This is a genomic window from Streptomyces lydicus (assembly GCF_001729485.1).
Taxonomy (GTDB): Bacteria; Actinomycetota; Actinomycetes; order Streptomycetales; family Streptomycetaceae; genus Streptomyces; species Streptomyces lydicus_D.
In genome coordinates this window covers 2801894-2828844 of sequence record NZ_CP017157.1, presented here as the reverse complement: position 1 = coordinate 2828844, position 26951 = coordinate 2801894, and the positions used below count along the sequence as shown (strand labels likewise).

Annotated in this window: 27 protein-coding genes; 7 read left to right on the top strand and 20 right to left on the bottom strand. The window is 72.4% G+C overall.

Annotated elements, in window-relative coordinates; translation table 11 throughout:
* Nucleotides 1-32: 32 nt before the first annotated feature.
* Complete coding sequence (locus SL103_RS12265) at nt 33-821, bottom strand: carbon-nitrogen hydrolase family protein (protein WP_069573634.1); 789 nt, start codon at nt 819-821, stop codon at nt 33-35.
* A gap of 382 nt (nt 822-1203) precedes the next feature.
* Between SL103_RS12265 and SL103_RS12260 the strand changes: the two genes are divergently transcribed.
* On the top strand, nt 1204-1788 hold the full coding sequence (locus SL103_RS12260) for a hypothetical protein (RefSeq protein ID WP_069568885.1): 585 nt from the start codon (nt 1204-1206) through the stop codon (nt 1786-1788).
* Here SL103_RS12260 and SL103_RS12255 read toward each other — a convergent pair.
* Complete coding sequence (locus SL103_RS12255; protein WP_069573633.1) at nt 1757-2695, bottom strand: LysR family transcriptional regulator; 939 nt, start codon at nt 2693-2695, stop codon at nt 1757-1759. The two genes, SL103_RS12260 and SL103_RS12255, sit on opposite strands and share 32 nt — an antisense overlap.
* Nucleotides 2696-2749: 54 nt before the next feature.
* Here SL103_RS12255 and SL103_RS12250 point away from each other — a divergent pair, with 54 nt between their 5' ends.
* A complete protein-coding gene (locus SL103_RS12250) occupies nt 2750-4189 on the top strand; it encodes an MFS transporter (RefSeq protein WP_069568884.1) in 1440 nt (479 codons plus the stop codon).
* Between the two features lie 49 nt (nt 4190-4238).
* Here SL103_RS12250 and SL103_RS12245 read toward each other — a convergent pair whose 3' ends face one another.
* The 9 genes from SL103_RS12245 to SL103_RS12205 all read right to left on the bottom strand — a co-directional run bounded on the left by SL103_RS12245 (nt 4239) and on the right by SL103_RS12205 (nt 13044).
* Complete coding sequence (locus SL103_RS12245; protein WP_033267873.1) at nt 4239-4694, bottom strand: Lrp/AsnC family transcriptional regulator; 456 nt, start codon at nt 4692-4694, stop codon at nt 4239-4241.
* Nucleotides 4695-4704: 10 nt separating this feature from the next.
* The gene (locus SL103_RS12240; RefSeq protein ID WP_069568883.1) at nt 4705-6177 is read right to left on the bottom strand and encodes an amino acid permease; all 1473 of its coding nucleotides are present in this window, start codon (nt 6175-6177) and stop codon (nt 4705-4707) included.
* A gap of 361 nt (nt 6178-6538) precedes the next feature.
* Nucleotides 6539-8002, bottom strand: coding sequence for a GuaB1 family IMP dehydrogenase-related protein (locus SL103_RS12235; protein ID WP_069568882.1), 1464 nt, complete (start codon nt 8000-8002; stop codon nt 6539-6541).
* An 87-nt stretch (nt 8003-8089) separates the two neighbouring features.
* A complete protein-coding gene (locus tag SL103_RS12230; protein ID WP_069568881.1) occupies nt 8090-8566 on the bottom strand; it encodes a barstar family protein in 477 nt (158 codons plus the stop codon).
* Nucleotides 8563-9024, bottom strand: coding sequence for a ribonuclease domain-containing protein (locus SL103_RS12225; protein WP_069568880.1), 462 nt, complete (start codon nt 9022-9024; stop codon nt 8563-8565). The genes SL103_RS12230 and SL103_RS12225 overlap by 4 nt, the downstream gene beginning before the upstream one ends.
* Before the next feature lie 85 nt (nt 9025-9109).
* Nucleotides 9110-10126 carry a sugar-binding transcriptional regulator gene (locus SL103_RS12220; protein WP_069568879.1) on the bottom strand — a complete coding sequence of 339 codons (1017 nt, stop codon included), beginning with the start codon at nt 10124-10126 and terminating at the stop codon, nt 9110-9112.
* A gap of 220 nt (nt 10127-10346) precedes the next feature.
* Nucleotides 10347-11030: a ribulose-phosphate 3-epimerase gene (gene rpe, locus SL103_RS12215; protein ID WP_069568878.1), complete on the bottom strand. Its 684-nt coding sequence runs from the start codon at nt 11028-11030 to the stop codon at nt 10347-10349.
* Nucleotides 11031-11439: 409 nt separating this feature from the next.
* Nucleotides 11440-12192, bottom strand: coding sequence for an SDR family NAD(P)-dependent oxidoreductase (locus SL103_RS12210; RefSeq protein WP_069568877.1), 753 nt, complete (start codon nt 12190-12192; stop codon nt 11440-11442).
* Nucleotides 12193-12423: 231 nt separating this feature from the next.
* Entirely contained in the window at nt 12424-13044 is a 621-nt protein-coding gene (locus tag SL103_RS12205) for an NAD(P)-dependent oxidoreductase (RefSeq protein ID WP_069568876.1), read from the bottom strand.
* A gap of 129 nt (nt 13045-13173) precedes the next feature.
* Between SL103_RS12205 and SL103_RS12200 the strand changes: the two genes are divergently transcribed.
* On the top strand, nt 13174-13866 hold the full coding sequence (locus tag SL103_RS12200) for a TetR/AcrR family transcriptional regulator (RefSeq protein ID WP_069568875.1): 693 nt from the start codon (nt 13174-13176) through the stop codon (nt 13864-13866).
* Nucleotides 13867-14007: 141 nt separating this feature from the next.
* Here the strand turns inward: SL103_RS12200 and SL103_RS12195 are convergent, their stop codons facing one another.
* Nucleotides 14008-14703 carry an amidohydrolase family protein gene (locus tag SL103_RS12195; protein WP_244303889.1) on the bottom strand — a complete coding sequence of 232 codons (696 nt, stop codon included), beginning with the start codon at nt 14701-14703 and terminating at the stop codon, nt 14008-14010.
* Between SL103_RS12195 and SL103_RS35900 the strand changes: the two genes are divergently transcribed.
* Nucleotides 14702-15349 (top strand): GntR family transcriptional regulator, encoded by a 648-nt coding sequence (locus SL103_RS35900; protein WP_208869849.1) that lies wholly within the window; start codon nt 14702-14704, stop codon nt 15347-15349. The two genes, SL103_RS12195 and SL103_RS35900, sit on opposite strands and share 2 nt — an antisense overlap.
* Before the next feature lie 160 nt (nt 15350-15509).
* Here SL103_RS35900 and SL103_RS37780 read toward each other — a convergent pair whose 3' ends face one another.
* Nucleotides 15510-15686: a hypothetical protein gene (locus tag SL103_RS37780; RefSeq protein ID WP_164492789.1), complete on the bottom strand. Its 177-nt coding sequence runs from the start codon at nt 15684-15686 to the stop codon at nt 15510-15512.
* A gap of 60 nt (nt 15687-15746) precedes the next feature.
* Between SL103_RS37780 and SL103_RS12185 the strand changes: the two genes are divergently transcribed.
* Both SL103_RS12185 and SL103_RS12180 read left to right on the top strand, forming a co-directional pair.
* The gene (locus tag SL103_RS12185) at nt 15747-16595 is read left to right on the top strand and encodes an oxidoreductase (RefSeq protein WP_069568872.1); all 849 of its coding nucleotides are present in this window, start codon (nt 15747-15749) and stop codon (nt 16593-16595) included.
* Entirely contained in the window at nt 16595-17209 is a 615-nt protein-coding gene (locus tag SL103_RS12180) for a TetR/AcrR family transcriptional regulator (RefSeq protein ID WP_069568871.1), read from the top strand. The genes SL103_RS12185 and SL103_RS12180 overlap by 1 nt, the downstream gene beginning before the upstream one ends.
* Nucleotides 17210-17385: 176 nt before the next feature.
* Here SL103_RS12180 and SL103_RS12175 read toward each other — a convergent pair whose 3' ends face one another.
* Complete coding sequence (locus SL103_RS12175; protein ID WP_069568870.1) at nt 17386-18819, bottom strand: RsmB/NOP family class I SAM-dependent RNA methyltransferase; 1434 nt, start codon at nt 18817-18819, stop codon at nt 17386-17388.
* 108 nt (nt 18820-18927) lie between these two features.
* Nucleotides 18928-19872 carry a methionyl-tRNA formyltransferase gene (fmt, locus tag SL103_RS12170; RefSeq protein ID WP_069568869.1) on the bottom strand — a complete coding sequence of 315 codons (945 nt, stop codon included), beginning with the start codon at nt 19870-19872 and terminating at the stop codon, nt 18928-18930.
* Nucleotides 19873-20124: 252 nt separating this feature from the next.
* On the opposite strand from fmt, the gene SL103_RS12165 reads away from it, so the two are divergent.
* Nucleotides 20125-20676, top strand: a complete 552-nt coding sequence (locus tag SL103_RS12165; protein ID WP_069568868.1) for a hypothetical protein — start codon at nt 20125-20127, stop codon at nt 20674-20676.
* Nucleotides 20677-20803: 127 nt separating this feature from the next.
* On the opposite strand, the gene SL103_RS12160 is transcribed toward SL103_RS12165, so the two are convergent.
* From SL103_RS12160 to gmk, 5 genes are all read right to left on the bottom strand, one after another.
* On the bottom strand, nt 20804-22948 hold the full coding sequence (locus tag SL103_RS12160; RefSeq protein ID WP_069568867.1) for a primosomal protein N': 2145 nt from the start codon (nt 22946-22948) through the stop codon (nt 20804-20806).
* Nucleotides 22949-23059: 111 nt separating this feature from the next.
* Entirely contained in the window at nt 23060-24268 is a 1209-nt protein-coding gene (gene metK / locus SL103_RS12155) for a methionine adenosyltransferase (RefSeq protein WP_033267861.1), read from the bottom strand.
* Between the two features lie 262 nt (nt 24269-24530).
* Nucleotides 24531-25769 (bottom strand): bifunctional phosphopantothenoylcysteine decarboxylase/phosphopantothenate--cysteine ligase CoaBC, encoded by a 1239-nt coding sequence (coaBC, locus tag SL103_RS12150; protein ID WP_069568866.1) that lies wholly within the window; start codon nt 25767-25769, stop codon nt 24531-24533.
* Between the two features lie 146 nt (nt 25770-25915).
* Complete coding sequence (rpoZ, locus tag SL103_RS12145) at nt 25916-26188, bottom strand: DNA-directed RNA polymerase subunit omega (protein ID WP_005319902.1); 273 nt, start codon at nt 26186-26188, stop codon at nt 25916-25918.
* Between the two features lie 105 nt (nt 26189-26293).
* Nucleotides 26294-26914 carry a guanylate kinase gene (gene gmk, locus SL103_RS12140; RefSeq protein WP_069568865.1) on the bottom strand — a complete coding sequence of 207 codons (621 nt, stop codon included), beginning with the start codon at nt 26912-26914 and terminating at the stop codon, nt 26294-26296.
* Nucleotides 26915-26951 lie beyond the last annotated feature (37 nt).

Here is a 26951-nt window from a genome sequence, read left to right as displayed (position 1 = left end):
GCTGACGGTGAGGCGGTGGGGGCGGGAAGCGGTCAGACGAGGGACGTGTACAGCCCCGGGCGGCGGTCGCGCAGATAGGGGTTGTGCTCGCGGGAGGCGGCGAGGAACGCCGGGTCGACGTCGGCGGACACCAGCTCCTCGCCGCGGCCGGCGCGGGCCCGGGCGACTCCGTCCGGGCCGGCGAGGGTGGAGAGCCCGACGAACTCGAACTCCCCTTCCGGGCCGGTGCGGTTGACGTACGCGACGTACATCTGGTTCTCGAAGGCGCGGACCGGCACCAGCGATTCCGCGACGAACTGGAACGGGTGCATCTGCGCGGTGGGCACCAGGAGGAGGTCGGTGCCGGCGAGGGCGTGGGCCCGGACGTTCTCCGGGAACTCCACGTCGTAGCAGATCATCAGGCCGACGCAGAGGCCGGCCAGCTCCGCCTGGACGACGGGCCGGTCGCCGGGCGTGAAGTGGTCGCGCTCGAAGCAGCCGAAGAGGTGGGTCTTGCGGTAGTTCGCGAGCCTGCTGCCGTCGGCGGAGATCAGCTGGACGGAGTTGTAGACGGTCTCGCCGTCGCGCTCCGGGTAGCCGTACGCGAGGGCCAGGCCGTGCCGGGTGGCGATCTCGGCGATCGCGTCGGCGGAATCGCCGTCGGCGGGCTCGGCGAGCTTGGGGACGTCGTCGCCGATGGCGTAGCCGGTGAGGAACATCTCGGGCGCGGCCAGCAGTCCGGCGCCGTTCGCGGCGGCGGCCCGCGCCGCGTCGTCGAGGACCCGCAGATTGTGTGCGACGTCGCCGGGCCGTCCCGAACTCTGGAGCAGGGCGGTGTGCAGCGACGTCATGGGACCCCTCGGCGGAACGGGTGCGGGCGGGACGCATTGACGGTACGGGGCGGTGACGATTCCGGACAAGGCGCCACCGTTGCGCGCGGGCGGACGATTCATTGCGCGTTCAAGCGCCTCTCCGGCGATTCATTGCGCCCGCTGTCGGCGCAGGTGGGCGCGGGGGTTCCGGAGGCCGGGCGGGGGGTGCTGCGGGCCCTGGTCGCACGGCCGGTGCGGCCCGGGTCGTAGGGGCCGGGGGCCGGTCCTCCGCCGTGCGACGGAGGGCGTTCGTCCCGTGGCGGGACGTCCGCGCCCGGGGCCGGCGGGAGCGTGGAGGCGTCCGGAAAACGCCGGTCGCACCGCCTTCAGCACGCACGACGAAAGGCCCGTCATGACCCGTCTCCTCGCCCGAAGCCGCGGTACCCGCACTCTGGTGGCGCTCGCCACGGCCGGCGCGGTGGCGCTGGCCGCCGCCGCGACCGCCGGCTCCGCGGCCGCCGCCGACGGCGCACCGGGCGCGCGGTCCGCACGCCCCACCGCCTCCGCCCAGGGCCCGAGCCTGACCGGTTCCGCCAAGCTCTACCGGTCGGCCGGCGACAACATCCACTTCGCGTTCGACGCGCACTTCGGCAAGGACCAGGGCCCGATGGACGCCAGAGGCACCTTCCGCTTCAGCCATGTCTTCCCCAACGGCACCAGCGGTTTCGCCGAGGGCCGGATCGACTGCCTGATGACCGGCGGGAAGATCGCCACCGCCTCCGGCATCGTCACCAGGACGGACCGGCCGGGCCTGAAGGGCAAGCGGGTCGGCTTCAGCGTCCGCGACGACGGCCGGCACGACCGGCTCGGCTACAGCTGGGTCGGCACCGACGGCCCGTGGGCGACGAAGGACCTGCCGCCGTGCGTGGCGTCGGCGCCCTTCGAGACCCTCGAAAGCGGCGACTTCACGGTCGTTCCCTGGCGGATTCGGCACTGACCGCCGCCATGACGACCCGCCGTACGAGCCCGCGCAGCCAGCGGTGGCCCGGATCGGCGTCCTGACGCGGGTGCCAGGCCATCGCCACCTCCATCGGCGGCAGGTCGAACGGGATGGGCAGGGTGCGCAGTCCCAGCCCGCGCACCGTCGACGCCGCGGTCACCTCGTTGGCCAGACCGACCGCGTCGCTGTCGCGGACCATCAGCAGCGAGGCGGCGAAGGTGGGGACGGTGGCGATCACCTTGCGGCGCAGGCCGAGTTCGGCGAGCGCGGCGTCGATCGGGCCGGTCAGCCTGCCGCGGCGGGTGAAGTTGATGTGCGGGGCATCGGCGTAGCGGCGCGCCGTCAGCCGCACGGTGGTGAGCGGATGGCCCGCGCGCACCACCGCGACCCCCCGGTCGTCGAACAGGTGCTCCGTGCGGATCTCCGGCTCACGGCTGTCGATGATGCCGAGCTCCAGGTCCGCCACCCCGTCGCGGAGCACCGGCACGTCGACGTGGCTCTCGCCGAGGAAGCGCAGCACGACCTGCGGCGCCTCCTCGGCGGCGAGCGCGACCAGCCGCGGGCCGACGGCGCTGACGAAGAGGTCGTGTGCGCTGACGGTGAAGACCCGGGCCAGCCGGGCCGGGTCGGCGGGTGTGGCGGGGGCCAGCAGCCGGTGCGCCGCCTCCACCAGGCCGCGGACCTCGGCCCTGATCTCCAGGGCGCGCGGGGTGGGCACCATGCGACGGCCCGCGCGGACCAGCACCGGGTCGCCGACGGTGCGGCGGATCCGCCCGAGGGCGCGGCTCATGGCCGGTCCGGAGAGCCCGAGTCGGTCGGCGGCCGCGGTCACGCTCTCCTCCTCCAGCAGGGCGTCCAGCGCCGTCAGCAGGTTGAGGTCGATGTTTGCGTTTCGCGCAATCATGGAGTGCATACCTTGCATTTGAGGTTAATCCACGGCGACCCTAACGTCCCCGCCATGACCTCGACGCTGACTTCCTCCCCACCGGTCCGCGCCGCCTCGGGACGCCGGCGTCCGGTGACGCCCGCGATGTGCGCCTGTGTGCTGGTCGCACAGTCGCTGGTGGCCGCGATGAACCTGGCGATACCCAAGATCGCGGCGAGCGGACTGCACCCGTCGGCCGCCCAGCTGCTGTGGATCGTCGACACCTATGTGCTGGTCTTCGCCGGGCTGCTGATCCCGGCCGGTGCGCTCGGCGACCGGTTCGGCCGCAAGGGCGTCCTGCTGACCGGGCTCGGCGTGTTCGCGGCGGGCACGCTGCTCTGCGCGCTGGCGAACGGCATTCCGGTCCTGCTGGCCGGCCGCGCCGTCTCGGGGGCGGGCGCGGCGCTGCTGGTCCCGGCCACCATGTCCGTCCTGCTGCACGCCGCTCCGCCGGGCCGTACGGCCGGGGCCGTCGCCGCCTGGAGCACGGCGGTCGGCGTCGGCGGCATGGCGGGCAACGCCGGCGGCGCGCTGATCCTCCAGTACCTGCCCTGGCAGGCGCTGTTCTGCGCCTACGTGCCGCTGGCCCTGGCGCTGCTGGCCTGGGTCGCCGCGGTGGCGCCCCGGGTCCCGCGGCAGACCGCGGTGCTCGACCTGCCGGGCTCGGCACTGCTGGTCCTCGGCGCGACGGCGCTGCTCTTCGGCATCATCGAGGGCCCCGGGCTGGGCTGGACCTCCGCCGCGGTGACCGGCTCCTTCGCGCTGGCCGTGGTGCTGTTCGCGGTGTTCGTACGGCACGGGCTGCGGGCCGCGCACCCGGTGCTGGACCCGCGGCTGTTCCGGATACCGCGGCTGCGCGCCGGCACCGCCGGCATCGCCCTGACGTTCTTCGGGATGTTCGCACTGTTCTACGTCAACGCCCAGTTCCTGCAGTACGTGAAGGGCTACTCCCCGCTGCAGACCGGCTGCGCGATCGTGCCGCTGGCCCTCGGGATGGTGGCGGTGACCAGGTACGGGATGCGCTGGGCGCGGCGGGCCGGCGAGGCCAGGGCGGTCGGCGGCGGGCTGGTGCTGATCGCAGCCGGACTGCTGCTGCTGTCCACCGCCGACGCGGGCACCCCGTACGTCCGCTACCTGGCGTTCCTGCTGGTGATGTCGGTCGGGGCGGGGCTGGCGATGCCGACGCTGTCGCACGCGATCGTGGCGTCCGTACCGGCCCGTCGCTCGGGGATGGGCTCCGGCCTGCAGGGTGCGGCGCGGGAGCTGGGCGCGGCACTGGGCATCGCCGTCGTCGGCACGGTGCTGTCCGTGCGGTTCGCCGCCGGCACCGGTCACGGCGCCGGGACGGTGTCCGCGTTCACCGACGCCACGGCGCTGGGCTACCGGATCGCCGCGGGGGTGGTCCTGGTGGTGGGCGGCGCGGTGGTGGCCGGTCTGCGGACCCGCGCGCGGTCCGCGCCGGCCGGCGACTGACCGCGCGGGCGGCGGCCGGCCGGTTCGCGCCCGGCCGTCCCCCCCGGGGTCAGCCGGGTGCCCCCGAGCTGAAGCGGCGCAGCAGCGGGGAGAGCACCAGGACCGACTTGGTGCGCTCGACGAACGGCTCGCCGGCGATGCGCTCCAGCACGCGCTCGAAGTGGCGCATGTCGGAGGCGAAGACCTGGACGATGGCGTCCGCCTCACCGGTGACGGTGGAGGCGGACGCCACTTCCGGGTAGCGCGACAGGCCGCGGTGGATCGCCTCGGGCGAGGTGTTGCTGCGGCAGTAGATCTCGATGAAGCCCTCGGTCTCCCAGCCGAGCGCGGCCGGGTCCACCCGTACGGTGAAGCCGGTGATCGCGCCGTCGGCCCGCAGCCGGTCCACCCGGCGCTTGACGGCCGGTGCGGACAGCCCGACCTCCTGGCCGATGTCGGCGTAGCTGCGGCGGGCGTCCTCGGCGAGGGCGTGGACGATGCGTTCGTCGAGATCGTTCAGTCGCACTGCGGGTGGATCACTTCTCTGCTGTGGCCAATCGGGAGCGGCGCAAGCCGTAACCGAAGTAGACCACAAGGCCCACGGCCATCCAGACACCGAAGACCACCCAGGTCACCGCGCCCAGGCTGCCCATCATGTAGAGGCACAGCAGGAAACCGATCGCCGGGAAGAGCGGGGAGAGCGGCGTGCGGAAGGTGCGCTTCATCTCCGGGCGGGTGCGGCGCAGCACGATCACGGCCACGTTGACCAGCGCGAAGGCGAAGAGCGTGCCGATGCTGGTGGCGTCGGCCAGCTCGCCCAGCGGCACCGCGGCGGCGAGCACGCCGCAGAACAGCGAGACGATCACGGTGTTCACCCGCGGCACCCCGGTCTTGGCGTGCACCTTGGAGAACGTCTTGGGAACCAGGCCGTCCCGGGACATCGCGAAGAGGATGCGGGTCTGACCGTAGAGCACGGTCAGCACGACGCTGGCGATCGCGACGACCGCGCCGAAGGCGAGCAGCACGGCCCACCAGCTCTGGCCGGTGACCGCCTTCATGATCCCGGCCAGCGCGGCCTCCGAGCCCTTGAACTTCTGCCACGGCATCGCGCCCACCGCGATCGCCGCGACCAGGCAGTACAGCGCGGTGACGATCACCAGCGAGAGCATGATCGCGCGCGGCAGGTCGCGCTGCGGGTTCTTGGCCTCCTCGCCGGCGGTGGAGGCGGCGTCGAAGCCGATGTACGAGAAGAACAGGGTCGCGCCCGCGGCGCTGACGCCCGCCATGCCCATCGGCATGAAGTTGGCGTAGTTGCCGGACTTCACGCCCTGGAAGGCGACACCGCAGAACAGCAGCAGCGCGACGATCTTGACCATCACCATGATGGTGTTGGCCCGGGCGCTCTCCTTGGCCCCGCCCAGCAGGAACGCCATCGCGAGCAGCACCACGAGCAGCGCCGGCAGGTTGAAGTAGCCGCCGTCACCGGGCGGCGCGGACAGCGCGTCCGGGATGGTGAAGCCGAAGACGCCGTCGAGCAGCTCGTTGAGGTACTGGCCCCAGCCCACCGCGACGGCCGCGACCGAGACGCCGTACTCCAGGATCAGACACCAGCCGCAGACCCAGGCGACCAGCTCGCCGAGGGTGGCGTAGGCGTAGGAGTACGAGGATCCGGAGACCGGGATGGTGCCGGCCAGCTCCGCGTACGACAGCGCCGAGAACAGCGCGGTGATACCGGCGATGACGAAGGAGAGGATGACCGCGGGCCCGGCGTCCGGGACGGCCTCGCCGAGGACCACGAAGATGCCGGTGCCCAGGGTGGCACCGATGCTGATCATGGTCAGCTGCCACACGCCCATGGAGCGGCGGAGTTCGCCCCCCTCGCCCTTGCCGCCCTCGGACACCAGCCGCTCGACCGGCTTGCGCCGCATCAGCCGGGTGCCGAGACCTCCGGGGGCGGGTGGCCTGGTGTCACGGTCCCCTGCGGGTGGGGCTGCGCCGTGCTCCAACACTGGGGTGGCTCCTTAATCGCTGCCGGTCAGATGGCGGCGACCGACAGCGATCTGTGCGCGGGCAGGCGAAAGCCACCGCTGCAGGAGACCGCTGAGCAGGCGGTCCCCGCCACTCCACGTACTAGCGGATGACTGTACGGGGCGCCGCTGAGCTGCCGTAATGCAGGTTCCTTGCGCAACCACGAAGGATCATTGCGCACGGGTGCCGAGGCCGGAGGTTCGTTGCGTTTCGGGCACCGGACGCAACCGTTCCCCGCCCGGTGTCCACAGCGTGGACGCGCCGCCCCGGCCCGGGCACGCGAACGGCCCCGCACCGGAGCGGTGCGGGGCCGTGGCGCGGCGTCGGTACGCCGGTGTGCGGCTAGTTCCAGCTGTCGTGCAGCGGCTTGCCCTCGGCGTAGCCGGCGGCGCTCTGCACCCCGACGACGGCCTTCTCGGCGAACTCCGCGAGGGAGGCCGCGCCCGCGTACGTGCAGGAGCTGCGGACGCCCGCGATGATCGAGTCGATCAGGTCCTCGACACCGGGACGCGCCTGGTCGATGAACATCCGCGAGGTGGAGATGCCCTCCTCGAAGAGCGCCTTGCGGGCCCGGTCGTACGCCGACTCCTCGCTCGTACGGCGCTGCACCGCACGGGCGGAGGCCATGCCGAAGCTCTCCTTGTACGGGCGGCCGTCGGCGGTGTGCTGGAGGTCGCCGGGCGACTCCAGCGTGCCGGCGAACCACGAGCCGATCATGACGTTGGAGGCGCCGGCGGCGAGCGCCATGGCGACGTCACGGGGGTGGCGCACCCCGCCGTCGGCCCAGACGTGCTTGCCGTACTTCTTCGCCTCGGCGGCGCACTCCAGCACCGCGGAGAACTGCGGCCGGCCGACGCCGGTCATCATGCGGGTGGTGCACATCGCGCCCGGTCCGACACCGACCTTGATGATGTCCGCACCGGCCTCGACCAGGTCGCGCACGCCCTCGGCGGCGACGATGTTGCCCGCGACGATCGGCACCTGCGGGTCCAGCGCCCGGACGGCCTTGATCGCGCTGATCATCGACTCCTGGTGCCCGTGCGCGGTGTCCACGACGAGCGTGTCCACGCCGGCCTCCAGCAGGGCCTTGGCCTTGCCGGCCACATCGCCGTTGATGCCGACGGCGGCGGCGATCCGCAGCTTGCCGTCGGCGTCCGTGGCGGGGCTGTACAGGGTGGCGCGCAGGGCGCCCTTGCGGGTGAGGATGCCGACCAGCATGCCGTTCTCGTCGACCGCGGGCGCGAGCTTGCGGTTGGCGGCGTCGAGGCGGTTGAACGCCTCGCGCGGGTCGATGTCGGCGTCCAGGACCAGCAGGTCCTTGGACATGACCTCGGCGACCTGCGTGAAGCGGTCCACGCCGGCCAGGTCGTGCTCGGTGACGACACCGATCGGACGGCCGCCCTCGACGACGATGCCCGCGCCGTGCGCCCGCTTGGGCAGCAGCGACAGCGCGTCGGCGACGGTCGCCACCGGGGACAGCACGATCGGCGTGTCCAGAACCAGGTGGCGGCGCTTGACCCAGGTCACGACGTCGGTGACGACGTCGATCGGGATGTCCTGCGGGATGACGACCAGGCCACCACGGCGGGCGACGGTCTCGGCCATCCGGCGGCCGGCGATCGCCGTCATGTTGGCGACCACCAGCGGGATGGTGGTTCCGGTCCCGTCGGGCGAGGAGAGGTCCACTCCCTGGCGGGAGCCCACGGCGGACCGTCCGGGCACCATGAACACGTCGTCGTAGGTCAGGTCGTAGGGCACCGAAGAACTCTCTTCGAGCGCGCCGTTCTTCGGATTCAGGAATCGCATACGGCCAGGATACGGGCCCTGACCAGGGCTCATATGATTGTCCGAGCCGGTACCCGGGCCGTGTGTGCGATCCGCCAAGGGGCCGGATCAGGTCGCGGGACAGCGTCCCTGGTCGGGCCGCTGCTCCCCCTTCCGCGGCCGTCCCCTGGCCATGATCACGGCGAGTCCGGTGTCCGTGTCGCGCCAGTGGCCGACCGCGTCCGCGAGGATCGACTCCACCACGCTCCAGTCGTCCGGCGCGGCCGCCGCGTAGCCCTGCCAGCCCGTGACGACCAGCAGCCGCCCGCGGCCGGCCGGGCACCAGGACAGATCGGTCAGGCAGTCGGCGAGGGCGTCCCAGTTGCGGCCGAACCACTCCGGCAGCCGCAGCGCGCCGGCGCACCGCTCCATGAAGGCGGCCTTGTCCGTCACGTCCGCCAGCTCCAGGACCGCACCGGTCCACCCGGCGTCCCGGGCGGCCGCCAGCGCGTCGGCCACCGGCCGGTCGGCAGGCCAGGTCAGCACCCCCGGCGGCGTACTGCCGTCGAGCACCGCCACCAGCGGTCGGGGTACCGGCTCCGTCATCGCGACACCGCCTTGAACGATCGGTAGTGGTCGTCGGTGTAGTACGTCTCGTGGCCCCCGCCGGTGACCAGGCGGCGGGCGCCGCGGTCCGGTGCGCCGGGGGTGGGGACCGTGTACTCGTGGTAGTAGCCGCGCGCATGACGGGGCAACAGACCCTCGCGGTTGCCGAAGACCGTGCCGTCCTGCGCGTACGGGAACGGCCCGCCGGCGTCGATGAGCCGGAGCGTGTCGCGCGCCTCGACGGGCAGCGCGCCGACCGCGACGACCGGCATGCCCCGGGGCCGGCCCGGTACGCCGGACGGGCGGGGCGCGGTCACGGCGCCGGTGGCCCGCGGCGATCCGGGCGAACTCCCGTCGGCGCCACCGCCGGTGGCGCACCCCGCCAGGACGAGCAGCAGCCCGGCGAGCAGCGCGCCGAGAGCGGCGGCGGCACGGCGCGGGGCGGAGCGGATCACCATGGCGCCGATGCTGTCACAGGCCCGCGCGGCCTGCCCGCCGGTGAGCGCCCCAGGGGTGGCCGGGCGGCCGGCCGCCCGGCGGGGGTCACGACCCGTCAGGGTCCGCGCGGTCCAGGGCGGGACGCGGCCCGGGGCCGGTCTCCAGCAGCAGGTGGTCGGCGGCCGCGGTGTCCGTGACCAGGCTCGTCACGAGACCCGAGCGCAGCACCGCGCCGATCGCCGCGGCCTTGCGCCGGCCGCCCGCGATGGCGACTACCTCCGGGATGCGCCGCAGCCGGTCGGCCTCGACCGTGATGCACCGCTCGCCCAGGTCGCGGCCGATCCGCCGGCCCTCCGCGTCGAAGAGGTGCGCGGACATCTCGGCGGCCGCACCCAGCGAGGCGTAGTGCTCCCGCTCCTCTTCCGAGAGCATGTCGTAGACGGTCGAGACGCCCGGCTCCCAGGAGCCGATGGAGACGCAGGCGACGGTGACCTTGTCGAAGTACTCGAAGGCGCGGGCGATCCCGGTCTGCCGGCGTAGCGCCTCGGCGGTGGCCGAGTCCGGCAGCAGCATCGGCGCGTAGATCGGGTGTGCCTCGCCGCCGGCGACGTCGGCCGCGCGGCGCACCGCCTCGACCGAGCCGCGGTCGGCGGTGCCGGCGTCGTAGACACCGGTCAGCTGCACGACGGTGCACGGCGGCAGCCGGTGCAGCGCGGCCGCCATGTGGATGGTCGAACGGCCCCAGGCGAGCCCGAGCACATCGCCCTCGGCGACCAGCTCGCCGAGCAGGTCGGCGGCCACCTCACCGAGGTTCTCCGGGTCGGCAGCGTCCTCGGGCGGGGTCTGGCCGCCGAAGGCGGGGGGAGCGTCCGCGGGCGACTCGACGACGACGGCGTGCCGCAGGCCGTAGCGGGCCCGCAGGGCGTCGGAGCGTTCGGCGTCGAGCTCGGAGGGCACCCGGATCTCGATCCGTACAAGATCGCGTTCCAGTGCCGTCTCCAGCACCCGCGCGACCTTGAACCGGCTGACGCCGAACTCCTCGGCGATCTGGATCTTCGACTTGCCCTCAAGATAGAAACGGCGGGCCATGGCCGCAGCCTGCACCAGCTCGGCAGGGCCCATTCCGGACTGTGGGCGGCTGGCTACCACGAAATTCTCCCCTTTTGCGCATCTGATCGAGTCTTTGCTCATCCTTTCAGAAACCCCGGGCCAACGGGGACCAACGGCGCCCCGGCGGCCGTGAACGCTCGGTGGCGCCACGGACAACTGGCGGCACGGCCGCGCCACGGCACGCACACCGTGGCGGAAGCCGGCCGGACCGCCCGTCCCGGTCTCCTGAAAGTCAGTGCGCGCAGCCCCAGCCCGCCGCCGCGGTCGCGGCCCGGGCCGACTCGCGCAGGTCCCGCACCGCCTTGGCCGGGTCGTCCGCGCCGTAGACCGCGGAACCGGCCACGAACACATCGGCGCCGGCCTCCGCGCACCGCTCGATGGTGGCCGCGGAGACCCCGCCGTCCACCTGGAGCCACAGCTCCAGCCCGTGCTTGGAGATCAGCTCACGGGTGCGGCGGATCTTCGGCAGCATGATGTCCAGGAACGACTGGCCGCCGAAGCCCGGCTCCACGGTCATGATCAGCAGCATGTCGAGCTCGGGCAGCAGGTCCTCGTACGGCTCGATCGGCGTGGCCGGCTTCAGCGCCATCGACGCCCGCGCGCCCTGGGCCCGGATCTCCCGCGCCAGCCGCACCGGCGCACCGGCCGCCTCCACGTGGAAGGTCACCGACCCGGCCCCGGCCTCGACGTACTGCGGCGCCCAGCGGTCCGGGTCCTCGATCATCAGATGCAGGTCGAGCGGGGTGTCCGTCGCCTTGCGCAGCGACTCGACGACCGGCACGCCGAGGGTCAGGTTCGGGACGAAGTGGTTGTCCATGACGTCGACGTGCAGCCAGTCGGCGCCCTCGACGGCCTTCGCCTCCTCGGCGAGCCGGGCGAAGTCTGCGGACAGGATGCTGGGGTTGATCAAGGCCATGCCCCCAGTATGGCGTCCCGCCCGCACACCGACGGCGGCGGGAGGCACCGGCCGCCGTCGGGCACCGCTCCCGGTGCAGGTGCTCCTTTCCCATGGCCACCGGCGAAGGCTCGACCTGCGAGGCTTCCGGTGTCTCACGTGATGACCAACCCTGACTCGTCTCGCGATCTTGGCCGGTCCGGGGACAAGGACGCAGTGATGAACCAGCCCTGGCAGTAGGTCTTTCTCACTCCAATTCAGTGGGCCGACCAGGGAGTCGCCGCCCCCCCGCCGGCGACTGCCTTTGTACGGCGATTGCCAGCTCCACTGCCAGTCCGCGTGTGAGCTTCGGGGGCTGAGGGCTCCCTCACCCGCGTGCCACAACATCCCGGAGCCAGGACAGCCGTGTACTCCTCGACCGCGATGACCCTCATGCCCGCCGCCCGCCGTCGACCGACAGCGCGATCCCGGTGATGTAGGACGCGGCGTCCGAGCAGAGCCAGACTGCGGCTGCGGCGGCCTCTTCCGAGGTGGCCATCCGGCCGAGTGGGGTGATCGCCTCCTGCATCGCGATCAAGTCGGTGCCGGCCGCCACCCTTTCGAAGCCGGGTGTACGGGTCGGGCCGGGGCAGACGGCGTTGACCCGGATGTCGTGCGGCGCGTAGTCCACGGCGGCGACCTTGGTGAGCCCGACGATGCCGTGCTTGGCTGCCACGTAGGCGGGGGCGGTCGGGATTGCGTACAGGCCGCCGTTGGAGGCGACGTTGACGATCGCGCCGCCGCCGCGGCTCCGCAGAGCGGGTAGCTCGTACTTCATGCAGAGGAAGGTCCCGCCCAGGTTGACGTGGGTCACGCGCTCGAACTCCTCCAGGGGCATCTGGTCGAGCTGCCGGTGGTGTGAGTCCAGACCGGCATTGTTCACGGCGAAGTCGAGGCCGCCGTACCTCTCGACCGTGCGCTCGACGGCCGTCCGCACCGCCCCCTCGTCGGCGATGTCGACGCTGAGCGCCAGTGCCTCTCCACCGTCCTTCCTGATCATTTCGGTGGTCTCGACGGCTGTGGCCTCGTTGATGTCGGTGACGGTGACGGTGGCGCCCTGCCGGGCCAGCTCGATCGCCGTCGCGCGGCCGATTCCGCTTCCAGCACCCGTCACGAGTCCGATTTTTCCTGAGAAGTTGCTCATGAGGACCTTCCGATGCAGTTACTCGCACCAGGCGATGCCTGATTCGCCCGGGCGACCTTGTTCGGGGTACCGCGACGGCCGGTGCTCGTTGACCCCGGCGTGCCGGACGAGGGGCAGCCCCCTGTCACGCGTCGGTGCCGGGCGCGGCCGTCCGCACAACCGCGATCGCGGTTGCCGAGGGTGGTTCGCTCCCGCCCTGTGGACAACGGGGGCTGTCGCGTCAACCGATGGCTAACTCAGGGGTACGACGATTCCGGTGCCGTGCCGGCCCGTCTCCGCCTCGTCCAGCAACAAGGAGGCCAGCGTGGCCCGGGAGATTCGGGGCGGCAGCAGCGAACGCCGCAGGTCCGCCAGTGGCACGATGCGACGGGTAGGGCTGAGAGGGCCATCGGTGACGTCCGGGGCATGGAACACCGTAGCGCCGGCATCCAGGGCGATCTGGTCGGCCTCGACCTTCTCGGCCAGCTCCGAGCCGACGAACATCCGCATCACCCCCGCGTAGATCAGCCCACCCGATCGACTCGACACGCCCGAGCCCAGCGCGCCGAGCCATACCGTCGCGCGAACGTTCGCCGCCGCGAGTGCCCTGGCCCCGGCGACCAGTGCGCCCGGGCCGTCACCCTTGCCGATGCCGATGGCAGAGACGGCCACGTCGACGTCGGTCAGGTCGGGGAAGCTCTGCGGGTCGGTGACATCCGCCTTCCGGACCTCGCACTGCCGCGACGCGGGCACGGTGACCTTGGCCGGCGTGCGAACCAGGGCCACGACCTCGTGTCCCCGTTCCAGCGCTTTGTCGACGAGCGCGCTGCCGGTCCGCCCTGACGCTCCGAGTACGGCTATGCGCATGATCATTCATCCCTTAACTGAACAACTGTTGGTTACTTGAGTAAACAACCGTTGGTTAGTGATGTCAAGGCGTGAGTTGCCTGTACGGTGAACATCTGTTGCTCAACTGTTCGCACTGGTCAGAAGGGGGCGAAGATGTCGTCTCAGGAGCGCTCCGCGCCCCGTCGCCGCAATCCGCGCGGGCAGGGGCAGGTTCTCAAGGCCCAGCTCGTGGACGCCGCGGCGAAGCTGCTGTCCACCCTTGATCAGCCGGAGACGCTGACGCTGCGGCAGGTCGCGCGTGAGGTCGGGGTGGCACCCGCCAGCATTTACAGCCACTTCCCCGACCTGAGCGCATTGATCCAGCACGTGCTGCGGCTGCGCTATGAGGAACTGGCCCGTTTGATGGACCAGGCCGCGCAGTCAGCCCCGGATCCACTGGCCGACCTCGTCGCCCGGTGCGCGGCCTACGTGCGCTGGGGAGTCGGCCAGCCCGGCCATTACCGCACGCTCTTCGGCGGGCGGATGCCGGACGACCTTGTCCCCGGATCAGCGCACGGCGCCGGGGCCGAACTACTGGAGGCCGTCGTGACCTCCCTGGCGGCCGCCGCCGAGGGAGAACGCAGGCAGCCCTCGGCAGAGCAGCAGTGGCAGGCCGGCCTCATGCTCTGGACCGCGCTGCACGGCCTGGTCAGCCTCTACAACGACCACGGGAACATTCCCTGGCCACCCCTGGACGACCTGATCGCCGACCTGCTCAGCCTGCACACAGCCCGCCCGGCAGCCGAGATCGCCGACCTGCTGCCCCCGTGCGGGGATGACCCGGGCTCGGCCCCGGCCTCCGTCTGACAGCTGATCACGCGCCGGGGAGGGTGCGATGCCCGCGTCCGCCTCCTCTCCCCTCGGCGCCGCCGCTCCGGCCGCCACGCCGTCTTCTCCTCACCAGACCCCCTGCCCGAGCTGGGCGACCTTGCCGACGAGGCGCTGCGGTCAGATGCGCAGCACACGTCTGGCGTTCAGAGGGGCAACCTTCTCCTTCACCTGGGACGGAAGGTCAGCCTTCTCGATCGAGGCCACCGCGTCGGCCGTAACCTCGTACGGGTAGTCGACCGCGAACATGACCGCGTCGGCCCCGATGGTCAGCACGGCGGCTTGTACGGCCTCCGGGGCCAGTACCCCGCTCGTGGTGATCAGGAGGTTGCTCCCGAAGTACTGCGACGGCATCCGCTGGAGCGGTTCGTCGACCCGGAGCGAGCGGTAGCGCGAGTCGATGCGGGAGCGTGGGAACGGCAGGAACTCGCCGAGGTGCCCGAGTATCAGGGTTGCGACGGGGTGCCGGTCGAACACTCCGGCACAGATCAGCCGCATGGCGTGGCCGCCGGTTTCGGCCTGCCAGCTCCAGCTGGCCCCGTACATCTCGGGCCGTCCGCGCATCACGTGCCAGTCGTCGCAGGGCAGCGAGCCGGGGTGCAGGGACAACGGCACACGGAGCTCCTCCAGCGCGCTCCACAGTTCCTCATATGCGTGATCGTCCAGGTATCGGCCCCGCGTGTGGTCGTTGATCAAGGCACCTTTGAATCCGAGCTGCTCGACGCAGCGTTGGAGTTCGGTCACGGCATCGGCGTCGGCTTGGATGCCGGGGACGCTCAGCGACAGGATCTGAATGTCGATGCCGTGTGCGTCCATGTCGGGAAGACGGAACAAGCGGCTGCGCGCGGACATCCTCAACGGACGGCACGCGCCCGGTTCCCGTCTGCGCGTGGAAGCCCTGAAGGACAGCTACGGCGCCAGCAGCGGGGTCCTACGGGAGGCGCTGCCCCGGCTGGTCGGCCAAGGACTGGCGACCTTCGCGCCGCAGCAAGGGTTCCGGGTCGTCGCCGTCTCCCCCGAGCGCCTGCAGGAGCTGACCGAGGCCCGCGTATTCATCGAAACCCACGTGGTCCGGGAGTCCGTCGCCGCCGGCACCATCGAGTGGGAGTCGGATCTGCTCGTGGCACACCACCACCTCACCCGCACTCCGTACTTCAGCGATGACGGAGCCCTCAGCGAACGCTGGCTGAACGCCCACGCCCGCTTCCACCGCGTCCTGCTGGAGGGATGTCCCAACCGGCAGCTGCGGGACACCGCCACACAGCTGCGCGATGCCGCTGACTACCGCTGCTGGGCCCGCACACCGGCCGAGCACAGCCACCGCGATGTCGCCGCAGAACACAAGATGATCTGCGATCGCGCCATCGCCCGGGATGCACCAGGCGTCGTCGAGGCACTCAGCCAGCACATCAACATCACCACGCAACTACTGCTCAACGATTACGGGCGGCACGAGGAATGAGGCACGCAGGATCCCGGCCCCCCATTTGGTACACCAGGTTGGCCATGCCGCTCCCCTGTTTCGATGTCGCATGCGACCCCAGCTGTCAGCAAACCCTGTCATCAGCCTCCATCGGATCTCATTGGATCCGAGCCGCGAACAGGCCCCGACAATTCCGGGTTCATTGGACGCCCGTCGCGCCTGTCGTCATTCGATCGTTCGACGACAGCCGAGTGGCAGCCTGCCGATGGTCAGGCCCCGCATCGCCGATCCGGGCGGTGCGCGGCACGCGGATGGCCCAGGGGTTCCCTTCCGTGAGCGCCACCAGAATCGACGCAGTAACGATAAAAATCGACACGCTGTAGACTTTTACTGAAGAGGGCGACCGGGCTCCTCGCGAGACCTCTCTGGAGGAACAATGGAGAAGCGGAACTGGCTCATCACAGGCGTCAGCACGGGCCTGGGGCGCGCCTTCGCCCAAGCCGCCCTGGCCGCCGGGCACACCGTCATCGGCACCGTCCGCTCCGAGAAGGACCTGCGGGCCTTCGAAGAGCTCAGGCCCGGGCACGCTCACGGCCGCATCCTGGACGTGACGGACGGTGACGCCGTCTCCGGCGCGGTCGCGGAGGTCGAGCGGAACGTCGGCCCTCTGGACGTCGTCGTCGCCAACGCCGGCTACGGCCTGGAGGGGATCTTCGAGGAAACCCCGCTGGCCGAGGTGCGACGGCAGTTCGAGGTGAACGTGTTCGGGGCGGTGGCCACCCTGCAGGCGGCGCTGCCCCACATGCGCCGCCGCCGCCGCGGACACCTGATGGCCGTTACCTCCATGGGCGGGCTCATGGCCGTGCCCGGCATGTCCGCCTACTGCGGCAGCAAGTTCGCCCTGGAGGGAATCCTGGAGGCGCTGGGCAAGGAAGTCGCGCAGTTCGGAATCCATGTGACGGCGATCGAGCCCGGCTCCTTCCGCACCGACTGGGCCGGACGGTCCATGGCACGTGCCGCGCGGACCGTCGACGACTACGACGAGTTGTTCACCCCCATCCGCGAAGCGCGGCAGAAGGCCAGCGGGAACCAGCTGGGCAATCCGGCCAAGGCGGGGGAAGCGGTCGTGCACATCACGACGGTCGAGCAGCCGCCGGCCCACCTCGTCCTGGGCTCGGACGCGCTGCGGCTGGTCACCGCCGCGCGCACGGCCGTGGACGAGGACATCCGCGCGTGGGAGACACTCTCGCGTACGACCGACTTCGCCGAGGGCGCTCAGCTCTGATGCCCGGCCACCATTCCGCGCGCAGCCGCCGCACCACCGAGCGCAAGGGGGATGTCCGGGAGCGGGCCATCCTCGACACCTGCGAAGCCCTGCTGGCGCACAAGGGCTACGACGCCATGACCGTCGGCGACATCGCCCAGGGCGCCGGCATCACGCGCGGGGCCCTGTACTTCTACTTCGGCTCCAAGCAAGAAGTGGTCACGGCACTCGTGGCCCGGACCGTCGAGCACCTGTGGGAACGGTCCCGGGTCACCGCGCAGACCGACGAGCCACGCCAGGCCATCGCAGCAGCCATGCAGCGCACGGTCGAGCTGTGGAACGAACACGGCCCGGTCATGCGCACGGCGATCGACCTGTCGTTGACCGTGCCGGAGATCGGTGAACTGTGGAACCACACGGCTGCCCTGTTCATCGCGGCCATCACCGCCGTCCTGGAACGCGCCGGCATCCAGGCCGGCGCAGCACCGGACCAGGCATCGGCGATGGCACGTGCCCTGTGCTGGATGATCGAGCGGACCTTTTACCACGCTTCACAGGAATCCCGCGAGAAGCTCCAAGAGGCGTCGGCGACATGCGAACACATCTGGCTGACCAGCGCCGGCCTGATCACGTGAGGTATCTGCCATGGACGCGGTGAGGCGCGGAACCATGAAGTCCGGGTCGAGCCTTGCCCCCGCGTGAAGTGGACACCTGTTCGCGTCGTTGTGCGGCGAGGGTGCTGGTGACCAGGTGCTGTTCGTAGGCGATCGGAGCCCCAGCTCCTCACCCCAGGGCCGACGGCGGCCGCCGCTCAGCCGGTGCGGCGCAGCAGGGCCAGGTACATCGCGTCCGTGCCGTGCAGGTGGGGCCACAGCTGGACGTCCGGGCCGTCGCCGAGGGCCGGCACACCGGGCATCAGCGGCCGGGCGTCGATCCACTCCACGTCCACGGCCGGGCCGCCGCGGCCCTTGATGACGTCCTCGACCACGGCCCGGGTCTCCGCCGGGTGCGGCGAGCAGGTCGCATAGCCGACGACGCCGCCGACCCGTAACGCCGCGAGCGCCTGCCGCAGCAACTCGCGCTGGAGCGGGGCGAAGCCGTCGAGGTCCTCGGGGCGGCGGCGCCAGCGCGCCTCCGGGCGGCGGCGGAGCGCGCCCAGACCGGTGCACGGCACGTCCATCAGCACGCGGTCGAAGCTGCCGGGCTGCCACGCCGGGCGGGTGCCGTCGGCCGTGATCACCGCGTACGGACCGGGGTTGCCGTCCAGCGCCCGGGCCACCAGACGCGCCCGGTGCGGCTGCTTCTCCGAGGCCACCAGCGCGGCGCCGCGCTGCGCCGCGAGCGCGGCGAGCAGGGCGGCCTTGCCGCCGGGGCCGGCGCAGCCGTCGAGCCAGCGCCGGTCCGCGCCCTCGACCGGCGCGTTCGCCAGCGCGAGGGCAACCAGCTGGCTGCCCTCGTCCTGCACCCCGGCGCGCCCCTCGCGCACCGGGTCCAGCGCGCCCGGCTCGCCACCCTCCGCGAGCCGGACCGCGTACGGCGACCACCGGCCCGGCAGCGCGCTCTCCTCGCCGGCCGCGGCCAGCAGTTCCTCGGCGGTGGCCCGTCCGGGCCGTGCCACCAGCGTCACCTCGGGGCGCTCGTTGTCCGCCTCCAGCAGGTCCTCGATACCGGCCCGGCCGCCGCCGAGGGCGTCCCACAGCGCGGAGACGATCCAGCGGGGGTGGGCGTGGACGATGCCGAGATGGTCCTCGGGGTCCTCGTCGTAGTCCGGGGCGACCCGCTCCAGCCAGCCGTCCAGGTCATCGGCCGCGATCTTGCGCAGCACCGCGTTGACGAACTTGGCCCGCCCGTCGCCCAGCACCACCCGCGCCAGCTCGACGGTGGCGCTGACCGCGGCGTGGGTGGGGATGCGGGTACCGAGCAGCTGGTGCGCGCCGAGCGTCAGCACGTCCAGGACCGGCGGGTCCACCTCGCGCAACGGGCGGTCCACGCACTGCGCGATGATCGCGTCGTAGGTGCCCTGGCGCCGCAGCGAGCCGTAGACGAGTTCCGTGGCCAGCGCCGCGTCCCGGCTGTCGAAGTCGCCGCCCTCACGCGCCTTCCGCAGCAGCGGCGGCAGGACGAGGTTGGCGTAGGCGTCCCGCTCGTCGACCGCCCGCAGCGCCTCGAAGGCGAGGATCCGGACCGGGTCCTTCTTCGGGCGGCGATAGGGCTTGGCGGGGCGGCTACGGGGCTGCTGACTCACGAAAAAGGTGCTCCGGACACGAGATGAGGAGGGTGCCGTCCCAGCCTACGCGGGCGCGTCGGCGGCAGCGCGCGGGGACGGCGCGGGCGGCCGCGGCCCGGCCGGTCGTCAGCCGGACTCACCCAGCCGCTCGCCCGCCTCGATACGGACGCCGCGCGCCCAGTCCGCCGCCTTCATCGGCTTCTTGCCCTGCGGCTGCACCCAGAGCGGCTCGACGGGGTGGCTGCCGGTGCCGACGTACACCGCCTTCTTCGTGACGGCGAGTTCGCCGGGGGCGAGAGCCGGCTCGACGCGGCCCTCTGCGGAGGTGGCCGACATCAGCTTCAGGCGCTCGCCGCGGAAGACCGTCCAGGCGCCGGGCGCGGGCGCGCAGGCGCGGATCAGCCGGTCGACGCGGAGTGCCGGTGCCGCCCAGTCGACCCTGGCGTCCTCGACCTCGATCTTCGGGGCGAGGGTGATGCCCTCGGCGGGCTGCGGCACCGCCTGCAGGGCGCCGTCCTCGATGCCGTCCATCGTCGCGACGAGCAGCCCGGAGCCGGCGAACGCCAGCCGGGTGAGCAGATCGCCGCTGGTGTCCGTCGGGCGGACGTCCTCGGTCAACACCCCGTAGACCGGGCCGGAGTCGAGGCCCTCCTCGATCTGGAAGGTGGAGGCGCCGGTCACCTCGTCACCGGCGAGCACCGCGTGCTGGACGGGCGCGGCACCGCGCCACGCGGGCAGCAGCGAGAAGTGCAGATTGACCCACCCCTTGGCGGGGATGTCGAGTGCGGCCTTCGGCAGCAGCGCGCCGTAGGCGACCACCGGGCAGCAGTCCGGCGCGATCTCCCGCAGCCGGGCCAGGAAGTCCTCGTCGCGCGGCTTGACGGGCTTGAGCACCTCGATGCCGGCCTCCTCCGCGCGCTCCGCGACGGGGCTCGCGACCAGGTGCCGGCCGCGTCCCGCGGGCGCGTCGGGCCGGGTCACGACGGCCACGACGTCATGCCGCTCCGAGGCGATCAGGGCATCGAGGGCGGGTACGGCGACCTCGGGGGTGCCGGCGAAGACAAGCCTCATGGGTGGCGATCTACCTCTCACACGCAGCGGAACGACGCACCAGTCTAGGGGGCTTGGCGCAGGTCATGCCGATAGATCAAGGGGGCGTACGACATTTCCCGCGCCTCCCGCAAAACCTCGCACGCCCCCATACCGTGACCAGAGCCGCTCCTGTCGCGTTGGTCAAACAGCATTGACCTACGACCGGGCCGCTTTGGCGGCCCGCTCGCTTTCATCACTTACCTTTTCCACGCCGGTTCGAGAGGCTTGCTCATGGCCGACCACGCAACCCACGACGCCCAGGCGCGCGCCAGCCTGCATCTCCTGGTGCGGGACATCGAGCGGGTCCGCCGGCAGGTGGACGCACTGCGCACGCTGACCGCTCAGCTCGGCAACGTCTACCGGCCGCGGCGCACGGGCCCGTCCGCGGGCTTCGTCGTCTACGGACGCGCGCCCGCCCCGACCGTCCGGCTCGCCCAGGAACTCCGCGACAGCGTCGAGACCCTGGTCACGGCGGCGGTCGACTTCGACCGTTCGCTGGGCTTCTCCTGGGACGCGGTGGGTTCGGCGCTCGGCGTCACCAAGCAGGCCGTGCACCGGCGTTACGGTGCCCGCAGGACGGCCGCCCAGCCCGCCGCGGACGGCGGCGCCGAGCCGGTGGTCCGCACCTCCGATGCCGCCGCCGGCCGCGCGGTGACCATGGCCGGCGGCCTGCCCGGTGCGCCGTCCGTCCCCGCCGCCCGCTCGATGCCCACCCAGCCCTCCGCGGCCTCCCGCGAGGAGCCGACCCGCTCGGGCGCCTTCCCCGGCCCCCGCAACGGCTGACGCCCCTCCCCCACCGGACTCCCCCCACCGGCGCGGCTCGCTGCGCACCGCTCGCCAACGCCCCGGGACCGCCCCTCGCCCACGGTCCCGGGGCGGCGCCCTGTCCAAAGACCGCGCCGCCGGCGCCTCACCCCAGGTCCGGCGGATCGATCCGTACCCGTACCGCCTCGCCCTCCCGTTTGACCAGCCGCGCCGCCCGTGCCGCCTTGAGCGCCGCGGCGAGCGCCGCGCCCTGCCCCGGACGGACCCGTACGAGCGCCCGCTCCCACGCCTCCCCCGGCGGGGGATCACCCGGCCGGCGCGGCCGCCCGGGGTCCGGCACCGGCAGCGGGACCGGCCCCAACACCTCGGCGCCCGGCGGGAGTTCGGCCGTGCGCAGCAGCTCCGCCACGTCCTCGCCGCGGCCCGCCACCGAAGCCATCCGGGACACCGGAGGGAAGCCCAGCTCGGCCCGCTCGGCGAGCTCGCGGACCGCATGGCCCACCGGGTCCCAGCGCACCAGGGCCTGCACCGGCCGCAGCGTGGGCTCCGCGATCACCGCGACCGTGCCGCCCTCCGCCTGGCGGCGCACCAGCGCGGCGGCGCCCAGCCAGCGGCGCAGCGCCTCCTCCCCGGCGCGCAGATCCGGCCGCCCCAGCAGCGCCCAGCCGTCCAGCAGCAGCGCGGCGGCATAGCCGCCCCCCTCGGCCACCGGCTCCGCGCCGGGCGTGCTCACCACCAGCGCCGGCGCCCCCGGCACCGTCGTCAGCACGTGGTCGCGCCCCGACGTGCGCACGGGGACCGCGGGGAACGCCCGCCCCAGCTCCTCCGCCGTCCGCCGCGCCCCGACGATCTGGGCCCGCAGCCGCGCGCCCCCGCACTCCGCGCAGTGCCAGTCGGGCTCCGCCCGCCCGCACCACGCGCAGGCGAGCGCGCCGGCCTCCTGGGCCTCCAGCGGTCCGGCACAGGCCCGGCAGCGGGCCGGGGTGCGGCACCGCTCGCACGCGAGCCGGGGCGCGTACCCGCGGCGCGGCACCTGCACCAGCACCGGCCCTCGGGTGAGCCCGTCGCGCACCACCTGCCAGGCCATGCTCGGCAACCGGGCGGCCCGGGCCGCGGCGTCCCGCGCCTCGTCACCCTCACCGATCGTCCGTACCAGCGGCGCCGCGGTCCGGACCTGCTCGCGCTCCGCGGTCAACGGCCGCGCCCAGCCGGTCTCCACCAGCTGCGCGGCCTCGACCGTGCAGCTCAGTCCGCCCAACAGGAAGCCGGCCCGCTCGCCGGCCGACCGCTGGATGAGCACTTCCCGGGCATGCGGCTGCGGCGCGTGCGGATCGCTGTGGCTGGAGTCACCGTCGTCCCACAGCGCCACCAGCCCGAGGTCGGCGACCGGCGCGAACATCGCCGCTCGCGTCCCGATCACGGCGCGCACCGAGCCCCGGCTCACCGCCAGCCAGCGGCGGTAGCGCTCCTCGGGCCCGGCGTCGGCGGTCAGCAGTACGTGCCGGCCCTCCCCGATCAGCTCGCCGAGCGCCTCGTCGACCCGCGCCGCGGCCCGCCCGTCGGGCACCACCACCAGCGCGCCGCGCCCGCCGGCCAGCGCCGCGGCCGCCGCCCGCGCCAGCTCCTGCGGCCAGGTCGCCCCCGGCAGCGCCGTCCACACCGCCCGCGGCGCGTCCCCCCGCGTCAGCGCCGCAAGGAACCCGGGCCCCGCGCCGTAGCGCGCCCAACTTCCCACTTCCGGCGGGGCGTTGGGCGCCAGCAGGGGCGGTGAGGGCTTGGCCTCGGCGCGCGCCCGCCGGGGCGGCACCGCCAGCTGCACCACATCGGCCAGCGTCCCCGCATACCGGTCCGCCACCGCCCGGCACAGCCCCAGCAGCTCCGGCGACAGCACCCGCTCCGGCGACAGTACTTGCGCGAGGGGCGCCAGCACCCCGCGGTACTCGCTCTCCGCCACCCGCTCGACGATGAAGCCGCTGACCAGCTTGCCGCCCTCGCGCCGGCCCCCCTTCTCCCCCGCACCGAACCGCACCCGCACCCGCACACCGGGCTGCGCCTCGGCGTCCATGGCCGCCGGCACCGCGTAGTCGAAGTACCGGTCGAGGTGCACCAGGCCCTTGTCCACCAGCACCCGCGCCACCGGCAGCTCGGCCGCCAGCTCGGCGCCCCGCCAGGTCCGCGGCTTGGCCCGGTCGGCCTTCTTCTCCCGCACGGCATCCCGGATCAGCGCCAGCTGCTCTCCCGCCCCCGACGCCCCCACACCCACCTCCGACCGCCCGTTCTCCCTGCTCACAGCTCCAGTCTTAGCAGACGGGTCGGACAACGGCCCGGGCCTGTGGACAGCACACGGCCCCGGACCGCTTGGCGGTCCGGGGCCGTGCTCGGTCGAGCGGCGCGTACGGGCTTACAGGCCCGCGGCCTTCTTCAGGGCCTCCACGCGGTCCGTGCGCTCCCAGGTGAAGTCCTCCAGCTCGCGGCCGAAGTGGCCGTAGGCGGCGGTCTGGGAGTAGATCGGGCGGAGCAGATCGAGGTCGCGGATGATCGCGGCCGGACGGAGGTCGAAGACCTCGGCGATGGCCTGCTCGATCTTGTCGGTGTCGACGGTGGCGGTGCCGAAGGTCTCGACGAAGAGACCGACCGGCTCGGCCTTGCCGATCGCGTAGGCGACCTGGACCTCGCAGCGGGCCGCGAGGCCGGCGGCGACGACGTTCTTGGCGACCCAGCGCATGGCGTAGGCGGCCGAGCGGTCGACCTTGGACGGGTCCTTGCCGGAGAAGGCACCGCCGCCGTGGCGGGCCATGCCGCCGTAGGTGTCGATGATGATCTTGCGGCCGGTCAGACCGGCGTCACCCATCGGGCCGCCGATCTCGAAGCGGCCGGTCGGGTTCACCAGCAGGCGGTAGCCGTCGGTGTCCAGCTTGATGCCGTCCTCGACGAGCTGGTTGAGGACGTGCTCGACGACGAACTCGCGGATGTCGGGCGCGAGCAGCGAGTCGAGGTCGATGTCGCTGGCGTGCTGCGAGGAGACCACGACGGTGTCGAGGCGGACGGCCTTGTGGCCGTCGTACTCGATGGTGACCTGGGTCTTGCCGTCGGGGCGGAGGTAGGGGATGGTGCCGTTCTTGCGGACCTCGGACAGGCGCTTGGACAGGCGGTGCGCGAGGTTGATCGGGAGCGGCATCAGCTCCGGCGTCTCGTCGCACGCGTAGCCGAACATCAGGCCCTGGTCACCGGCGCCCTGCCGGTCCAGCTCGTCGTCGTCGCCCTCGACGCGGTTCTCGTACGCGGTGTCGACACCCTGGGCGATGTCCGGGGACTGCGCGCCGATGGAGACCGAGACACCACAGGAAGCGCCGTCGAAGCCCTTCTTGGACGAGTCGTAGCCGATGTCCAGGATCTTGTTGCGGACGAGGTTGGGGATGTCGGCGTACGCCTTGGTCGTCACCTCGCCGGCCACATGCACCAGGCCGGTGGTGATCAGCGTCTCGACGGCGACCCGGGAGGTCGGGTCCTCCTTGAGGAGCGCGTCGAGAATCGTGTCGCTGATCTGGTCAGCGATCTTGTCGGGGTGGCCCTCGGTCACGGACTCCGAGGTGAACAGGCGGCGGGACACATCGCTCCCTGGGGTTGCAGCGGCTGCTGGCTGATCATTGGCGGAAGGGCCGAGAGCTGCGCTCGGCCCGATCCACTCGCCAGTTTATCGGTCGGATGTGGCGTTCGGGCACACGGTCTCGATTTCTGGACCCCCGGTGACCTGGGACACCACGCCTCACGGTAGGACGATCACCTTGAGTCTGAGCCGGGTCAAGGGGACACGCCGGTTTTTGTGGGGCCGCTGGGGTGACCGACGGGTGGAAATCGGCCGTGCCGCGGGATCAGGCCGAGCGCTCCGCCAGGCGGGGCACCACCAGGTCCCAGACCCGGTCCGCGAGGGCGTCCTTCGGCCCGTACGGTACCGGGGTCTCACTGCCGTCGGAGGCCAGCACGACCGCCTCGTTCTCCGCCGAACCGAACGCCTTGTCCTCCCCCACCTCATTGACGACCAGCAGGTCACAGCCCTTGCGGGCGAGTTTGGCGCGGCCGTTGGCGAGCACGTCGTCGGTCTCCGCGGCGAAGCCCACGACGACCTGCCCGGCACGGGCGCGGTCGGCGGACAGCTCGGCGAGGATGTCCGGATTTCGGACCAGCGCGATCGGTTCCGGCTCCCGGCCCTCGACCTTCTTGATCTTTCCGGTGGCGTAGGCGGCAGGCCGGAAGTCGGCGACGGCGGCGGCCATGACCACCGCGTCGGCGTCCGCCGCGGCCTTGAGCACGGCCTCCCGGAGCTGGCGGGCGGTGCCGACGGGGAGCACGTCGACGCCGGCCGGGTCGGGCAGTTCGGTGTTGCCCGCGATCAGGGTGACCTGGGCGCCGCGGGCCGCGGCGGTGGCGGCCAGCGCGTAGCCCTGCTTGCCCGACGAGCGGTTGCCCAGGTAGCGGACGGGGTCCAGGGGCTCCCGGGTGCCACCGGCGGTGACCACCACCCGGCGGCCGGCCAGGTCCGGCTCGACGGCGCCCCGCTCGCCGCGGGCCAGCACCCGGCGGCAGAGCTCGAAGATCTCCACCGGGTCGGGGAAACGGCCCTTGCCGGTGTCGACGCCGGTCAGCCGGCCGACCGCGGGCTCGATGACGAGCGCGCCGCGGCGGCGCAGGGTGGCGACGTTCTCCTGGGTGGCGGGGTTCTCCCACATCTCGGTGTGCATCGCGGGGGCGAAGATCACCGGACAGCGGGCGGTCAGCAGGGTGTTGGTCAGCAGGTCGTCGGCGAGGCCGTGGGCGGCCTTGGCCAGCATGTCGGCGGTGGCGGGGGCGACCACGACGAGGTCGGCGGCCTGGCCGATACGGACGTGCGGGACCTCGTGCACGGACTCCCAGACCTCGGTGGTGGCCGGGTTGCCGGAGAGCGCCGACCAGGTGGCCTCGCCGACGAAGTGCAGCGCCGAGGCGGTCGGCACCACCCGGACGTCGTGACCGGACTCGGTCAGCCGCCGCAGCAGCTCACACGCCTTGTACGCGGCGATCCCGCCGCTGACGCCCAGGACGACCCTGGGCCGCTCACGCTCCCGCTTGTCCATCGCTTCCCGCTCCCCGAGCTCAGGCCCCGTACGCCGGTACGCCCCGGTGGCATACCCGCCCCTATGACACACCAAGGGCCCGGCTGGGGGCACCTCCCAGCGTTAGCTGGGGGAGTCCCGCCGGGCCCTACGTGGTGCTGTGCTGCTTACTGCGCGGGGCCCTCGATGGCCTCGGAGGTCAGCAGACCCGCGTTGATCTCGCGGAGCGCGATCGACAGCGGCTTCTCGTGGACGTGCGTGTCGACGAGCGGGCCGACGTACTCCAGCAGGCCCTCACCGAGCTGCGAGTAGTACGCGTTGATCTGGCGCGCGCGCTTGGCGGCGTAGATCACGAGGCTGTACTTGGAGTCGGTGGCCTCGAGAAGCTCATCAATGGGCGGGTTGATGATGCCCTCGGGTGCGGTGATGGAAGAGGACACTCTCTGCCTTCCGAATGGGGATGAAGCCTGGGTGGGATGCGCCTGGTTGTCGTGCGGAAAGGCGCACAGTCCTGTCCGGTCCGGGGCCGGTGGAACTCCGCGGTGTCAGCCGCTGGTCTTCCGCTCCTCGGATCGGTCCAGCATCAAGGCTAGCAGCTCACGGCTGACGTCCTCGACGGAGGTGTTGACAAGTGTGAGGTCGAACTCCTTCTCCGCGGCCAGTTCGACCCTGGCGGCCTCCAGGCGGCGCTCGATGACCTCGGGCGCCTCCGTGCCGCGGCCGGTGAGCCGGCGGACCAGCTCCTCCCAGCTCGGCGGGGCCAGGAACACCAGCTGGGCCTCCGGCATGGACTCCCGGACCTGGCGGGCCCCCTGGAGGTCGATCTCCAGCAGGACGGGCTCGCCCCGCTCCAGGCGGTCGAGCACGGCCTGGCGCGGCGTGCCGTAGCGGTTGCCGGCGAACTCCGCCCATTCGAGCAGCTCGCCGTTGGCGACCAGCTTGTCGAACTCCCCGTCGTCGACGAAGAAGTACTGGATGCCGTGCTGCTCCCCTGGGCGTGGCTTGCGGGTGGTGGCCGAAACCGAGAGCCACACCTCGGGGTGGACCTTGCGCATATGCGCGACGACCGTGCTCTTGCCGACCCCCGAGGGGCCGGAGAGCACGGTCAGTCGCGGTTGTCTGGCCGGGGATACGGGGGTCGTCCCCCGGGAGACTGCTGAACTCATGCAGCGATTATTCCAGCTTCCCGCTGATGCCGGAAAA

Excerpts from the sequence above, each read along its gene's own strand:
- SL103_RS12260 (WP_069568885.1), top strand. The coding sequence starts at position 1,204 with ATGACCCGTCTCCTCGCCCGAAGCCGCGGTACCCGCACTCTGGTGGCG.
- SL103_RS12255 (WP_069573633.1), bottom strand. The coding sequence starts at position 2,695 with ATGATTGCGCGAAACGCAAACATCGACCTCAACCTGCTGACGGCGCTG.
- SL103_RS12250 (WP_069568884.1), top strand. The coding sequence starts at position 2,750 with ATGACCTCGACGCTGACTTCCTCCCCACCGGTCCGCGCCGCCTCGGGA.
- SL103_RS12235 (WP_069568882.1), bottom strand. The coding sequence starts at position 8,002 with ATGCGATTCCTGAATCCGAAGAACGGCGCGCTCGAAGAGAGTTCTTCG.
- SL103_RS12230 (WP_069568881.1), bottom strand. The coding sequence starts at position 8,566 with ATGACGGAGCCGGTACCCCGACCGCTGGTGGCGGTGCTCGACGGCAGT.
- SL103_RS12225 (WP_069568880.1), bottom strand. The coding sequence starts at position 9,024 with ATGGTGATCCGCTCCGCCCCGCGCCGTGCCGCCGCCGCTCTCGGCGCG.
- SL103_RS12220 (WP_069568879.1), bottom strand. The coding sequence starts at position 10,126 with ATGGGCCCTGCCGAGCTGGTGCAGGCTGCGGCCATGGCCCGCCGTTTC.
- rpe (WP_069568878.1), bottom strand. The coding sequence starts at position 11,030 with ATGGCCTTGATCAACCCCAGCATCCTGTCCGCAGACTTCGCCCGGCTC.
- SL103_RS12210 (WP_069568877.1), bottom strand. The coding sequence starts at position 12,192 with ATGAGCAACTTCTCAGGAAAAATCGGACTCGTGACGGGTGCTGGAAGC.
- SL103_RS12205 (WP_069568876.1), bottom strand. The coding sequence starts at position 13,044 with ATGATCATGCGCATAGCCGTACTCGGAGCGTCAGGGCGGACCGGCAGC.
- SL103_RS12200 (WP_069568875.1), top strand. The coding sequence starts at position 13,174 with ATGTCGTCTCAGGAGCGCTCCGCGCCCCGTCGCCGCAATCCGCGCGGG.
- SL103_RS35900 (WP_208869849.1), top strand. The coding sequence starts at position 14,702 with ATGTCGGGAAGACGGAACAAGCGGCTGCGCGCGGACATCCTCAACGGA.
- SL103_RS12195 (WP_244303889.1), bottom strand. The coding sequence starts at position 14,703 with ATGGACGCACACGGCATCGACATTCAGATCCTGTCGCTGAGCGTCCCC.
- SL103_RS12185 (WP_069568872.1), top strand. The coding sequence starts at position 15,747 with ATGGAGAAGCGGAACTGGCTCATCACAGGCGTCAGCACGGGCCTGGGG.
- SL103_RS12180 (WP_069568871.1), top strand. The coding sequence starts at position 16,595 with ATGCCCGGCCACCATTCCGCGCGCAGCCGCCGCACCACCGAGCGCAAG.
- fmt (WP_069568869.1), bottom strand. The coding sequence starts at position 19,872 with ATGAGGCTTGTCTTCGCCGGCACCCCCGAGGTCGCCGTACCCGCCCTC.
- SL103_RS12165 (WP_069568868.1), top strand. The coding sequence starts at position 20,125 with ATGGCCGACCACGCAACCCACGACGCCCAGGCGCGCGCCAGCCTGCAT.
- coaBC (WP_069568866.1), bottom strand. The coding sequence starts at position 25,769 with ATGGACAAGCGGGAGCGTGAGCGGCCCAGGGTCGTCCTGGGCGTCAGC.
- gmk (WP_069568865.1), bottom strand. The coding sequence starts at position 26,914 with ATGAGTTCAGCAGTCTCCCGGGGGACGACCCCCGTATCCCCGGCCAGA.